Below are 13,496 nucleotides of genomic sequence, written 5' to 3' on the forward strand. Positions count from 1 at the left end.
CGCTCAGACCGAATGGCGCTTGCGGTAGCCGTCGAGGAAGCGTGCGATCCGGTTGATCGAATCGGTCAGGTCGTCGAGGTTCGGCAGGAAGACCACGCGGAAGTGGTCGGGCGTCGTCCAGTTGAAACCCGTGCCCTGGACGAGCAGCACGCGCTCCTCGAGCAACAGGTCGAGAATGAACTGCTGGTCGTTCTGGATCGGATAGAGCTTCGGGTCGAGGCGCGGGAACATGTACAGCGCGGCCTGCGGTTTCACGCAGGTCACGCCCGGGATCGACGTCAGCATGTCATACGCGAGTTCGCGCTGCTTGTACAGGCGCCCGCTCGGCACGATCAGCTCGTTGATGCTCTGGTAGCCGCCGAGCGCCGTCTGGATCGCGAACTGGCCGGGCACGTTCGCGCACAGGCGCATCGACGACAGGATGCCGAGCCCCTCGAGGTAATCCTTCGCGCGCCGGCGGTTGTCGCCGCCGAGGCCCGACACGGCCATCCAGCCCGCGCGGTAGCCGCACGAGCGATAGCTCTTCGACAGGCTGTTGAACGTGACGGTGATCACGTCCTCCGACAGCGCACCCAGCGCCGTGTGCTCGAGGCCGTCGTAGACGATCTTGTCGTAGACCTCGTCGGCGAACACGATCAGCCCGTGCTGGCGCGCGATCTCGAGCAGCTCCAGCAGCAATTCGTCGGAATAAAGCGCGCCGGTCGGATTGTTCGGGTTGATCACGACGATCGCCTTCGTGTTCGGCGTGATCTTGCGGCGGATGTCGTCGAGATCGGGCATCCACGCGTTCTGCTCGTCGCACACGTAGTGCACCGGCGTGCCGCCCGACAGGCTCACGGCCGCCGTCCACAGCGGGTAGTCGGGCGCGGGCAGCAGCACTTCGTCGCCGTCGTTCAGGAGCGCCTGGGTCGCCATCACGATCAGCTCGGACGCGCCGTTGCCGATGTAGATGTCGTCGAGGCCGACGCCGACGACACCCTTTTCCTGCGTGTAGTGCATCACGGCCTTGCGCGCCGAGAACACGCCCTTCGAATCCGAATAGCCGGACGACGCCGGCAGGTTGCGGATCATGTCCTGGATGATCTCGTCGGGCGCGTCGAAACCGAACGGCGCGAGGTTGCCGATGTTCAGCTTGATGATGCGGTGGCCTTCTTCCTCGAGGCGCTTCGCGTGCTCGAGCACCGGGCCACGGATGTCGTAGCAGACGTTGAGCAGCTTGTTCGACTTCTGAATCGGTTTCACGACGACACGGTTCCTGGGTTGGCCTTGCGGCCGGGGGGACGGGATCAAAACTGGAAAGCGGCCGGTCTGTGCGCGCTGTCTAGACTGGGAAAAAGCGGCGGTCGGACGCGGCTTGTGGCGACGCACGACGCAAGTGGCGCCCGGGGGCGACCAAAAAGTTATAATTTAGCGGATTTTGGCCGACTTTCGCAATGCACCATAGCCGCGCCGGGCCCGCGCCGTCAGGCGTCCCCGCGTGCCCGGGCGCGCGAAACCGGCCAGCCGGGCCCGCACGGCCCGGCCAATCCATTCCCCTACGGAACCGCGGAATACCGATTTGAAACTGCACCAGGACGCGAGCGGCGCGCTCAACACCGTCACCGGCTACGGCCCCGATTATGTCGACGTCAATCTCGAACGCCACGAAACGAGCGTCATCGTGCTGCCCGGCGCGCCGGTCCAGGCCTGGCCCGTGTCGTCGTTCGACGCGCTCGCGCCCGAGCATTTCGCGATGCTGCTCGAGCCGACGCCCGAGCTCGTGATCTTCGGCAGCGGCGCGCGGCTGCGCTTCCCGCACCCGCGGCTCGTCGCGGCGCTCACCGCGCAGCGGATCGGCGTCGAAACGATGGATTTCCAGGCCGCCTGCCGCACCTACAACATCCTGATGGCCGAGGGCCGCAAAGTCGCCGCCGCGCTCTTAATTGAACGTTAATCCCCGATGCGGTAAAACTCGGGCCGGCGCAGCGGGTCGATCCCCCGATCGGCCCGGCCAGGCCGCCCGCCCCCGGCGCCACCCGCCGGCGGCCCGTCACAACAACCAACAGGCTGAAAACCCATGAACGATACGCCGTCGAGGCTACCGCTCAATCGCATCACGCTCGTCCTCCTGCTCGTCGCGCTCGCGATCGTCTGGTTCGCGCCGCTCGGGCTGCGCCACCTGATCCCGAGCGACGAAGGCCGCTACGCGGAAATGGCGCGCGAGATGTTCGTCACCGGCGACTGGATCACGCCGCGCTACAACGGTTACAAGTACTTCGAGAAGCCGCCGCTGCAGACCTGGCTGAACGCGCTGACGTTCGCGTGGTTCGGCATCGGCGAATGGCAGGCGCGCCTCTATACCGCCGTGGCGAGCTTCGCCGGCGTGCTGCTCGTCGGCTACACCGGCGCGCGCCTGTTCAACCCGCTGTCGGGCTTCCTCGCCGCCGTCGTGCTGGCCAGCTCGCCGTACTGGAACCTGATGGGCCACTTCAACGCGCTCGACATGGGGCTCGCGTTCTGGATGGCGCTGTCGCTCTGCTCGCTGCTGCTCGCGCAGCGGCCCGGGCTACGCCCGGCCGCGGTGCGCGGCTGGATGTGGGCGTGCTGGGCCGCGATGGCGTTCGCGGTGCTGTCCAAGGGCCTCGTCGGCCTGATCCTGCCGGGCGCCGTGCTCGTGCTGTACACGCTGGTCGCGCGCGACTGGGCGCTGTGGAAGCGCCTGTACCTGGTCAGCGGCCTCGTGATCTTCTTCGCGATCGTCACGCCGTGGTTCGTGCTCGTCCAGCAGCGCAACCCCGAGTTCTTCAACTTCTTCTTCATCGTCCAGCAGTTCCGCCGGTACCTGACCCCGGAACAGAACCGCCCGGGTCCGCTGTACTACTTCGTGCCCGTGCTGCTGGTCGGCTTCCTGCCGTGGCTGTCGGTCGCGTGGCAGAGCATCCGCCATGCGGTGCGGATGCCGCGCCAGCCGAACGGCTTCGCGCCGATGCTCGTGCTGCTGATCTGGAGCGCGTTCATCTTCCTGTTCTTCAGCGCGTCGCATTCGAAGCTGATCTCGTACGTGCTGCCGGTCGCGCCGGCGCTCGCGCTGATCATCGGCGCGTACCTGCCGCTGATGACGGCCGACCGCTTCCGTCGCCACCTGCTCGGCTACCTCGTGTTTTTCGTCGCCGCGGCGTTCGGGATCGTCTTCCTCGCGTACCAGGGCGACGCCCGCACGCCGAACGCGCTGTACCGGGCGTTCCAGATGTGGCTGTACGCCGGCCTCGCGGTCGCGGCCGCGCTGACGCTCGTGGCCGCGTGGCTGAACCGTCGCGCGGGCGTGGCCGCCGCGCTCGCCACGTTCGGCGCCGCATGGCTCGTGTTCGGCACGATCGGCGGCACCGGGCACGACGAGTTCGGCCGCTACAGCTCGGGCGCGCTGCTCGCGCCGGCCGTGCGCGCCGAACTGGCGAAGCTGCCGCCCGACACGCCGTTCTACTCGATCGAAATGCTCGACCACACGTTCCCGTTCTACATGGGTCACACGACGATCATGGTGCAGCGCCAGGACGAGCTCGCGTTCGGGATCTCGGTCGAGCCGAACAAGTGGATTCCGACCATCGGCGAATGGATCACGCGCTGGAAGCAGGAAACCCACGCGCTCGCGATCATGCCGCCCGGCCAGTACGACGCGCTGGTCAAGGAAGGCGTGCCGATGCGCGTGATCGCGCGCGACAACCGGCGCGTGATCGTCGAGAAACCGCAATCGTAAGGACGCCTCCCGCATGAACCCCGTTTCGTTCGTCTGCATCGTCACCGGCGTGATGCTCAACGCCTGTGCGCAACTTCTGCTGAAAGCCGGCGTCAACGCCGTTGGACACTTCGAATTCAGCCGTGCGAACATCATCCCGGTCGGCCTGAAGATCGCGACCCAGTTGCCGATCATCGGCGGCCTCGGCTGCTACGTGCTGAGCGTCGTCGTGTGGATCGTCGGGCTGTCGCGGGTCGACGTGTCGATCGCGTACCCGATGCTGTCGCTCGGCTACGTCGTCAACGCGTTCGCGGCGTGGTACCTGTTCGGCGAGGTGCTGTCGGTCCAGCGGCTCGTCGGCATCGGCATCATCCTGATCGGTGTGCTCGTGCTCGCGCGCAGCTGAGCACGGCGCGCGGCGTTAAGCGTCCGCCTACAAAAAATCACGGTACGAATCCGCCAACCGGTGTTTAATGCCGGTTTTGGGCGGATCGCCCGACCCTTTTATTACACGCCATTACAGGCCAAACGCGTTCATGAGCCAGACTACCGCCCCGTTTCTGCCGTTCACCCGCCCCGAGATCGACGAGGAAACCATCCAGGGCGTCGTCGAGGTGCTGCGCTCGGGCTGGATCACCACCGGCCCGCAGTGCCAGAAATTCGAGGCGGCACTGTCCGAGTACTGCGGCGGCCGTCCGGTCCGCGTATTCAATTCGGGCACCTGCACGCTCGAGATCGGCCTGCGCATCGCGGGCGTCGGCCCCGGCGACGAGGTGATCACGACGCCGGCGTCGTGGGTCTCGACCAGCAACGTGATCATCGAAACGGGCGCGACGCCCGTGTTCGCGGACATCGATCCCGTCACGCGCAACATCGACCTCGACAAGCTCGAGCAGGCGATCACGCCGCGCACGAAGGCGATCATCCCCGTGTTCCTGTCCGGCCTGCCGGTCGACATGGACCGCCTGTACGCGATCGCCCGCGCGCACAAGCTGCGCGTGATCGAGGATGCCGCGCAGGCGTTCGGCTCGACGTGGCACGGCAAGCGCATCGGCGCGATCGGCGACCTCGTGTCGTTCAGCTTCCACGCGAACAAGAACCTGACGACGATCGAAGGCGGCGCGCTCGTGCTGAACAACGAGGACGAAGCGGTGCTCGCGCAGAAGTACCGGCTGCAGGGCATCACGCGCACCGGCTTCGACGGAATGGACTGCGACGTGCTCGGCGGCAAGTACAACCTGACCGACGTCGCCGCGCGCGTCGGCCTCGGCCAGCTGCCGCACCTCGAGCGCTTCACCGCGCAGCGCCGCGCACTCGCGCGCGCGTATTTCGCCGCGTTCGACGGCGGCGCGGCCGCGAAGCTCGGCGTCGGCCTGCCCGTCGCCGAATTCGAGAACGGCAACTGGCACATGTTCCTGGTCACGCTGCCGCTCGAGCGGCTGACGATCACGCGCGCCGAATTCATGGCGCAGATGAAGGAACGCGGCATCGGCACGGGCATCCACTACCCGGCGATCCATCTTTTCACGCTGTACCGTGCGCGCGGGTTCAAGGAGGGCATGTTCCCCCACGCCGAACGGTACGGCGCGTCGACCGTCACGCTGCCGCTGTTTACGCAGATGACGGAAGGCGACGTGCGTCGCGTCGTCGACGCCGTCAATCAGATTTGCGAACAATACGGAAAATAAGCGTACATGAGTCACCTTGAAGCACGCGCCGGACATCCGGGCGCCGCGCATCTGGACACCGGCCGGCCCGAAGTCTCGGTCATCATCCCCGTGTACAACGAGGAAGACGGTCTCGCCGCGCTGTTCGCGCGGCTGTATCCGGCGCTCGACGCCCTCGACACGTCGTACGAAGTGATCCTGATCAACGACGGCAGCCGCGACCGCTCGGCCGCGATGCTCGCCGATCAGTTCCACGTCCGGCCCGACACGACGCGCGTCGTGCTGCTCAACGGCAACTACGGCCAGCACATGGCGATCCTCGCGGGCTTCGCGCAGTCGCGCGGCGAGATCGTCATCACGCTCGACGCGGACCTGCAGAACCCGCCCGAGGAAATCGGCAAGCTGATCGCGAAGATGCGCGAGGGCTACGACTACGTCGGCTCGATCCGCAAGCAGCGCCAGGACAGCCTGTGGCGGCGCAAGGCGTCGCAGATGATGAACCGGCTGCGCGAGCGCATCACGCGCATCAAGATGACCGACCAGGGCTGCATGCTGCGCGCGTACAGCCGCCGCATCATCGACACGATCAACGTGTGCGGCGAAGTCAACACGTTCATCCCCGCGCTCGCGTACACGTTCGCGCAGAACCCGACCGAAATCGAGGTCGCGCACGAGGAACGCTTCGCGGGCGAATCGAAGTACTCGCTGTACAGCCTGATCCGGCTGAACTTCGACCTCGTGACGGGCTTCTCGGTCGTGCCGCTGCAGTGGCTGTCGTTCATCGGCGTGATCCTGTCGCTCGGCTCCGCCGCGCTGTTCGTGCTGCTGCTCGTGCGCCGCTTCATCGTCGGCGCGGAAGTGCAAGGCGTGTTCACGCTGTTCGCGATCACGTTCTTCCTGCTCGGCGTGATCATCTTCGCGCTCGGCCTGCTCGGCGAATACGTCGGCCGCATCTACCAGCAGGTGCGCGCGCGTCCCCGCTACCTGATCCAGGCCGTGCTCGAGCAGCACGACGGCATGCCGCCGGTGCCGGCCGCCGCGACCCGCCCGGGAGCCGCGCAATGAAGCCGCGCGCGGTCGTCTTCGCATATCACAACGTCGGCGTGCGGTGCCTGCAGGTGCTGCTCGCGCGCGGCGTCGACGTCGCGCTGGTCGTCACGCACGAGGACAACCCGAACGAGAACATCTGGTTCGGCAGCGTCGCGTCCGTCGCGGCCGAGCACGGCATTCCGGTCGTCACGCCGGCCGACCCGGCCGATCCGGCGCTGCGCCGCGCGGTGGCCGACGCGCAGCCCGATTTCATCTTCTCGTTCTACTACCGCCACATGCTGCCGGTGGACCTGCTCGCGATCGCGCCGCGCGGCGCGTACAACATGCACGGTTCGCTGCTGCCGAAATACCGGGGTCGGGTACCGACCAACTGGGCCGTGCTGAACGGCGAGACCGAAACCGGCGCGACGCTGCACGAGATGGCCGCCAAGCCGGACGCGGGCGCGATCATCGGCCAGACCGCGGTGCCGATCCTGCCGGACGACACGGCCGCGCAGGTGTTCGACAAGGTCACGGTGGCCGCCGAGCAGACGCTGTGGCGCGTGCTGCCCGCGCTGCTCGCGGGCGAGGCGTCGCACCTGCCGAACGATCTCGCGACCGGCAGCTACTACGGCGGGCGCAAGCCCGAGGACGGCCGCGTCGACTGGTCGAAGCCGGCCGCGCAGGTCTACAACCTGGTGCGCGCGGTCGCGCCCCCGTATCCGGGCGCATTCACGGACATCCACGGCGCCCGGTTCGTGATCGCGCGCGCGCGCCTCGCGGCGCCCGGCAGCGCGGCAGCGGCCGCCGCGGCAGATTTGCCGCCCGGCCTGCACGTAAGCGATAATGCGCTATTCGGCGTCTGCGGCGACAGCCGCGCCCTATCCATTCTCGAGCTCCGGCAGCAGCGCGACGGCAGCGAAACCGTCGTGACGCCCGCGGAATTCGCGCAGTTCATTCATTCTTCCCGTCATTCATGAAAGCAAAAAAAGTCCTGATCCTGGGTGTGAACGGCTTCATCGGCCATCACCTGTCGAAGCGCATTCTTGAAACCACCGATTGGGAAGTGTTCGGCATGGACATGCAGACCGACCGGCTGGGCGACCTCGTCAACCACGAGCGGATGCATTTCTTCGAAGGCGACATCACGATCAACAAGGAGTGGGTCGAGTATCACGTGAAGAAGTGCGACGTGATCCTGCCGCTCGTCGCGATCGCCACGCCGGCCACCTACGTCCAGCAGCCGCTGCGCGTGTTCGAGCTCGACTTCGAGGCGAACCTGCCGATCGTCCGCTCGGCCGTCAAGTACGGCAAGCACCTCGTGTTCCCGTCGACCTCCGAGGTCTACGGGATGTGCTCGGACGAGCAGTTCGACCCGGATGCGTCGGCGCTCACCTACGGCCCGATCAACAAGCCGCGCTGGATCTACGCGTGCTCGAAGCAGCTGATGGACCGCGTGATCTGGGGCTACGGGATGGAAGGCCTGAACTTCACGCTGTTCCGCCCGTTCAACTGGATCGGCCCGGGCCTCGACTCGATCTACACGCCGAAGGAAGGCAGCTCGCGCGTGGTCACGCAGTTCCTCGGCCACATCGTGCGCGGCGAGAACATCAGCCTCGTCGACGGCGGCTCGCAAAAGCGCGCGTTCACCGATATCGGCGACGGCATCAGCGCGCTGATGAAGATCATCGAGAACAAGGACGGCGTCGCGTCGGGCAAGATCTACAACATCGGGAATCCGAAGAACAACTTCTCGGTTCGCGAGCTCGCGCACAAGATGCTCGAACTGGCCGCGGAATTCCCCGAGTACGCCGATTCGGCCAAGCAGGTGAAGCTCGTCGAAACGACGTCCGGCGCCTACTACGGCAACGGCTACCAGGACGTGCAGAACCGCGTGCCGAAGATCGACAACACGATGCAGGAGCTCGGCTGGGCGCCGCAGGCGACGTTCGACGACGCGTTGCGCAACATCTTCGAAGCGTATCGCGGCCACGTCGCCGACGCGCGCGCGCTCGTCGAACAGCAAGGCTGACCGGGACGTTCGCTTGGCTCGTATCGTCCTCAAGATCGACGTCGACACGCTGCGCGGCACGCGCGAAGGCGTGCCGAACCTCGCGCGCATCTTCGACCGCTTCAATGCGCGCGCGACCTTCCTCTTCAGCCTCGGGCCGGATCACACCGGCTGGGCGTTGCGGCGCGTGTTCCGCCCGGGCTTCCTGAAGAAGGTGTCGCGCACGTCGGTGGTCGAGCACTACGGCGTGAAGCAGCTGATGTACGGCGTGCTGCTGCCCGGCCCGGACATCGGCCGCCGTGCGATCGCCGACATGCGCGCGATTCACGAGGCCGGCTTCGAATGCGGGATCCACACGTGGGATCACGTGTACTGGCAGGACAACGTGCGCGTCCGCGATCGCGACTGGACCGCGCGTGAAATGCAGAAGAGTCACGCGCGCTTCGGCGAGATCTTCGGCGCGCCGCCCGTCACGCACGGCGCGGCCGGCTGGCAGATGAACGATGCCGCGTTCGAGCAGATCGATGCATGGGGGATGCGCTACGCGTCCGACGGTCGCGGCCATTCGCCGTACCTGCCCGTCGTCGGCGGCCGCACGCTGTCGCACGTGCAGATGCCGACCACGCTGCCCACGCTCGACGAAGTGCTCGGCATCGACGGCGTCGACACGCACAACGTCGCCGCGCACATCCTCAAGTTCACCGAAACCAATCCGCACGACCAGGTGTTCACGCTGCATGCGGAACTGGAAGGGCAGAAACTCGCGCCCGTGTTCGAACAGCTGCTCGCCGGCTGGCGTGCGCAAGGCCACACGTTTGCGACGATGGGCGACTACCACGCGGCGCTGGACCGCGACTCGCTGCCATCGTACCCTGTCACGTGGGGCGAAATCCCCGGCCGCTCCGGCGAACTGATCGTCCAGCCCGACTGAAGTTCGCACGCGAGCCGGCGTCGCCGCTCCGCCCCCGCGGCGCGCTGCCGCGACGCCCCGCCGAACCGCGCCGCCGCAGCGGCGCCCTTCCATAACAACAGGAGAAACACGTGTCTGTCGAAGTTGACCGTCAAGTTCCCGATTTCACCGCACCGGCCACGGGCGGCGACATTTCGCTGTCCGACCTGAAGGGCAAGAAGCTCGTGCTGTACTTCTATCCGAAGGACAACACGCCGGGCTGCACGACCGAAGGGCTGCAGTTCCGCGATCTCTATCCGAAGTTCAAGAAGGCCGGTGCGGAAGTCATCGGCGTGTCGCGCGACAGCCTGCGCTCGCACGACAATTTCAAGGCCAAGCTCGAACTGCCGTTCCCGCTGATCTCCGATGCCGACGAAGCGCTGTGCGCGTTGTTCGATGTCATCAAGATGAAGAAAATGTATGGCAAGGAAGTGCGCGGAATCGAGCGTTCGACGTTCCTGCTCGACGCCGACGGCGTGCTTCGCCAGGCATGGCGCGGCATCAAGGTGCCGGGTCACGTGGACGACGTGCTAAAGGCTGTACAAGCGCTTTGAGGCGCGTTATATTGGGCCGCAATGAATGCCAGTTCGCCCCATATTTCTCGTAGCTGCGCCGGTGCCCGTTGCAATGCTTCCCGGCACCTGACGCGCATCACGACGGCATCAGCCGAGCCGCATGTCCCTGTCGACGGGGCAGCGGCTTTTTTTATGGAACGCGCGCCGGCCCTCCCCGGTCCGGCCCTTACCGCATCGAGGAGCTGATCGACACTTAGGCGAACCGGCTAGACGAAATTCCTGTGCGCCACCGCGCGCAAACTGCATGCGTCTACGTCACGCAGGATGCGATCAGCGGCGCACGCCATGCGACACGATTCCTCCCGAGGGACACCATGCCTTTGCCTACTCCCCCCAGCAAGCTCGGCAGCCTGCTGCCGCCCGACGAATACAAGGCGAAAGCGCGGCCCGCGAAAGCCGCGAAGAAATCCGCCGAAGGGGACGCATCCACAGCCGGTGACTATGGTCCGGCCAGCGTGGCCCAACCGATGATCGAAGCCGCGAACACGGCCGCGCCGCTGCGTGCCGTCGCGTCTTCGGCGCCCGACGCCGCGAGCGCACCCGCGCGCGGCCGCAAGACCAAACAGACGGCCGCGCTGCTGCAGCCGATGCCGGCGCCCGCCGAACCCGCGGCGCCGGTCGTGGCACGCCACGACAAGCCGGCCGCCGGGAAACCGGCCACGGCGCCCGCGCGCGATGCCGGCGCCGCGACGAAGTCGCGCAGCCGCAAGCCCGCCGAAGCCGAACTGCAGAAACTGTTCGTGCTCGACACCAACGTGTTGATGCACGACCCGAGCAGCCTCTTCCGCTTCGAGGAACACGACGTCTATCTGCCGATGATGACGCTCGAGGAACTCGACAACCACAAGAAGGGGATGTCCGAAGTCGCGCGTAACGCTCGCCAGGTCAGCCGCACGCTCGACGCGCTCGTCGCCGACGGCGGCCCGATCTCGGACGGCATCCCGCTGTCGCGCCTCGGCAGCCGCGAGGCGCTCGGCCGCCTGTACTTCCAGACGAAGCTCGCCGACATCGCGCCGGTCGAAGGCTTGCCCGAGGGCAAGGCCGACAACCAGATCCTCGGCGTCGTGCGCGCGCTGCAGCGCGACCGGCCCGACCGCCAGGTCGTGCTGGTGTCGAAAGACATCAACATGCGGATCAAGGCGCATGCGCTCGGCCTGCCCGCGGAAGACTACTTCAACGACCAGGTGCTCGAGGACAAGGATCTCCTCTACACCGGCGTGCGCGAACTGCCGCAGGACTTCTGGACCAAGCACGCGAAGGGCATGGAGAGCTGGCAGGACACGAAGACGGGCACCACGTACTACCGCGTGACCGGCCCGCTCGTCGCGTCGATGCTCGTCAACGAGTTCGTCTATCTCGAGCCGCAGAACGGCGAGCCGACGTTCCACGCGATCGTCCGCGAGCTGAACGGCAAGACGGCGCTGCTGCAGACGCTGCGCGACTACAGCCACCACAAGAACAACGTGTGGGGCATCACCGCGCGCAACCGCGAACAGAACTTCGCGCTGAACCTGCTGATGAACCCCGAGATCGACTTCGTCACGCTGCTCGGCCAGGCCGGCACCGGCAAGACGCTCGTCGCGCTCGCGGCCGGCCTCGCGCAGGTACTCGACGACAAGCGCTACAACGAGATCATCGTGACGCGCGCGACCGTGCCCGTCGGCGAGGACATCGGTTTCCTGCCCGGCACCGAGGAAGAGAAGATGCAGCCGTGGATGGGCGCATTCGACGACAACCTCGAAGTGCTGCAGAAGACCGACGATGCCGCCGGCGAATGGGGCCGTGCCGCAACGCAGGAGCTGATCCGTTCGCGCCTGAAGGTGAAGAGCATGAACTTCATGCGCGGCCGCACGTTCGTCGACAAGTATCTGATCATCGACGAGGCGCAGAACCTGACGCCGAAGCAGATGAAGACGCTCGTCACGCGCGCGGGCCCCGGCACGAAGATCGTGTGCCTCGGCAACATCGCACAGATCGACACGCCTTACCTGACCGAAGGCAGCTCGGGCCTGACCTACGTCGTCGACCGCTTCAAGGGCTGGGGCCACAGCGGCCACGTGACCCTCGCGCGCGGCGAACGCTCGCGGCTCGCCGATTACGCGTCGGACATTCTGTAACGCGCAGGCCGGCCGAGCGGCCGGCTTTCGACGCCACGCGGCGCTCCGTTTCCGGAGCGCCGTTTTTATTTGGGGTCGAAGACAAAGATAACGCTTCGTCACGCAACAACGCAGTTTACGCGCGAAACTTCAAGTAAATTCTCAAGAATGGTTGCTTAAGCCCCGCCGGAGCGTCTACCATCGGGTCTGTCTGTTGTCATACGATTCGCGAGCGCGCCGCGCTCGCCCGCCTTGCCATGCTTCGAATCTGGGTTCCCGTCGCCGTCGTCTCCCTGCTTGCGGCCTGCTCCAGCGTGCCGCCGCAGTCGGCATCGCGCTCCGCTTCGGGGATGAAGATCACGACGCCGCGCGCCTTCCCGGCGCCGGCCAATTTCCCGAAATTCGTCGACCACAGCGTCGGCCAGGAAGAAATCTCGATCCAGGCGATGAGCCTCGTCGGCGTCCCGTATCGCTGGGGCGGCAATACGCCGACGAGCGGCTTCGACTGCAGCGGGCTCGTGCGCTACGTGATCGGCCGCGCGGCCGACGTGAACCTGCCGCGCACGACCGCCGACATGAGCGGCCGCGGCGTGTCGATCGAACCCGACCAGATCGCGCCGGGCGACCTGATTTTCTTCAATACGACCGGGCGGCCGCATTCGCACGTCGGCATCTACGTCGGCAAGCTGCGCTTCGTCAACGCACCGTCGACAGGCGGTACCGTGCGGCTCGACTACCTGACGAACCCGTACTGGGCCAAGCGTTTCGACGGCATTCGCCGCGTCGCGCCGCCGCGCTCGGCCCCGACGCCGTTCGATGCGCCGACCTACGAGGCCAAGCGCGACGAGCCGCGCAACCCGACCGCGGTCGCGGCCGCTCCGGTGGTCATGACGGCCGCCGCCGCGCCGCGACAGCCGACGTATGCGCCGTCGCAAGCAAGCGTGACGCAGGCGCAGGCCATTCCGACCACGCCGGTCGTGACGACGGCCGCAGCGGCACCGCCGGCAACGGCCGCCGATCCGTACGAACCGCCGCCCCCGCGGATGCAGGCGGCGCAACAGCAAGCGACGTCGGCGAATGGCGCCGTGCCCGCGATGACGGCCAATGCAGCACCGGCCGCCCCGGCCGAGGTCGGTACGCAGATTCCGACGACCGCACTGACGGCCGCCCAGGCCGCCGCCTTCGATGCGGAGCCGCCGCCCGCCACCGCGTCGACGCCGACACGCAGTATCGAGCCCGCGCCCGTGCAGGTATTGCGTGCGTCGACGCAATCCGCACCCGTCAGCCCGCGCACCAGTACCGCGGACGATCCGATCGCGCGGTTTGCGACCGGCAGTTACTGACCCGTTGCTCGACCCCGACCGTCACGACGTGGGCGGCATTTGCCACCCGCCACCGCTTCGCCGCCCCCCTCTCCCGCGCCCCCAAAAGAAAATACGCCGCAGCCTTTCGGCTTG

Annotated in this window: 12 protein-coding genes and 1 pseudogene; 11 read left to right on the forward strand and 2 right to left on the reverse strand. The window is 66.7% G+C overall.

Annotation, left to right across the window (positions count from 1 at the left end):
- Positions 1–3: 3 nt before the first annotated feature.
- Positions 4–1,242: a pyridoxal phosphate-dependent aminotransferase gene (locus DTA15_RS01230; RefSeq protein WP_006482871.1), complete on the reverse strand. Its 1,239-nt coding sequence runs from the start codon at positions 1,240–1,242 to the stop codon at positions 4–6.
- 316 nt (positions 1,243–1,558) lie between these two features.
- On the opposite strand from DTA15_RS01230, the gene DTA15_RS01235 reads away from it, so the two are divergent.
- The 9 genes from DTA15_RS01235 to DTA15_RS01275 all read left to right on the forward strand — a co-directional run bounded on the left by DTA15_RS01235 (position 1,559) and on the right by DTA15_RS01275 (position 9,922).
- Positions 1,559–1,933: an Mth938-like domain-containing protein gene (locus DTA15_RS01235; protein ID WP_006482859.1), complete on the forward strand. Its 375-nt coding sequence runs from the start codon at positions 1,559–1,561 to the stop codon at positions 1,931–1,933.
- A gap of 123 nt (positions 1,934–2,056) precedes the next feature.
- Positions 2,057–3,733 (forward strand): glycosyltransferase family 39 protein, encoded by a 1,677-nt coding sequence (locus DTA15_RS01240; RefSeq protein ID WP_006482861.1) that lies wholly within the window; start codon positions 2,057–2,059, stop codon positions 3,731–3,733.
- A gap of 13 nt (positions 3,734–3,746) precedes the next feature.
- Positions 3,747–4,118, forward strand: coding sequence for an EamA family transporter (locus DTA15_RS01245; protein WP_006482863.1), 372 nt, complete (start codon positions 3,747–3,749; stop codon positions 4,116–4,118).
- Positions 4,119–4,248: 130 nt separating this feature from the next.
- The gene (locus DTA15_RS01250) at positions 4,249–5,400 is read left to right on the forward strand and encodes a DegT/DnrJ/EryC1/StrS family aminotransferase (RefSeq protein ID WP_006482866.1); all 1,152 of its coding nucleotides are present in this window, start codon (positions 4,249–4,251) and stop codon (positions 5,398–5,400) included.
- 6 nt (positions 5,401–5,406) lie between these two features.
- Positions 5,407–6,444 carry a glycosyltransferase gene (locus DTA15_RS01255; protein WP_006482860.1) on the forward strand — a complete coding sequence of 346 codons (1,038 nt, stop codon included), beginning with the start codon at positions 5,407–5,409 and terminating at the stop codon, positions 6,442–6,444.
- Positions 6,441–7,388: a formyltransferase gene (locus DTA15_RS01260; RefSeq protein ID WP_006482868.1), complete on the forward strand. Its 948-nt coding sequence runs from the start codon at positions 6,441–6,443 to the stop codon at positions 7,386–7,388. The genes DTA15_RS01255 and DTA15_RS01260 overlap by 4 nt, the downstream gene beginning before the upstream one ends.
- Positions 7,385–8,440, forward strand: a complete 1,056-nt coding sequence (locus tag DTA15_RS01265) for a bifunctional UDP-4-keto-pentose/UDP-xylose synthase (protein ID WP_006482864.1) — start codon at positions 7,385–7,387, stop codon at positions 8,438–8,440. Before DTA15_RS01260 ends, DTA15_RS01265 begins: the two co-directional genes overlap by 4 nt.
- A 13-nt stretch (positions 8,441–8,453) precedes the next feature.
- Positions 8,454–9,350 (forward strand): polysaccharide deacetylase family protein, encoded by an 897-nt coding sequence (locus tag DTA15_RS01270; RefSeq protein WP_006482870.1) that lies wholly within the window; start codon positions 8,454–8,456, stop codon positions 9,348–9,350.
- A gap of 110 nt (positions 9,351–9,460) precedes the next feature.
- On the forward strand, positions 9,461–9,922 hold the full coding sequence (locus tag DTA15_RS01275) for a peroxiredoxin (RefSeq protein ID WP_006482867.1): 462 nt from the start codon (positions 9,461–9,463) through the stop codon (positions 9,920–9,922).
- Positions 9,923–10,120: 198 nt separating this feature from the next.
- Here the strand turns inward: DTA15_RS01275 and DTA15_RS38915 are convergent.
- A pseudogene (locus DTA15_RS38915) lies at positions 10,121–10,362 on the reverse strand (hypothetical protein); the annotation flags it as partial.
- Here DTA15_RS38915 and DTA15_RS01285 point away from each other — a divergent pair.
- Both DTA15_RS01285 and DTA15_RS01290 read left to right on the forward strand, forming a co-directional pair.
- On the forward strand, positions 10,258–12,060 hold the full coding sequence (locus tag DTA15_RS01285) for a PhoH family protein (RefSeq protein ID WP_034178519.1): 1,803 nt from the start codon (positions 10,258–10,260) through the stop codon (positions 12,058–12,060). The pseudogene DTA15_RS38915 and the gene DTA15_RS01285 overlap by 105 nt on opposite strands.
- Positions 12,061–12,296: 236 nt before the next feature.
- On the forward strand, positions 12,297–13,382 hold the full coding sequence (locus DTA15_RS01290; RefSeq protein ID WP_006486246.1) for an NlpC/P60 family protein: 1,086 nt from the start codon (positions 12,297–12,299) through the stop codon (positions 13,380–13,382).
- Positions 13,383–13,496 lie beyond the last annotated feature (114 nt).

It is taken from the genome of Burkholderia cenocepacia, assembly GCF_900446215.1.
GTDB classification, from domain to species: Bacteria; Pseudomonadota; Gammaproteobacteria; order Burkholderiales; family Burkholderiaceae; genus Burkholderia; species Burkholderia cenocepacia.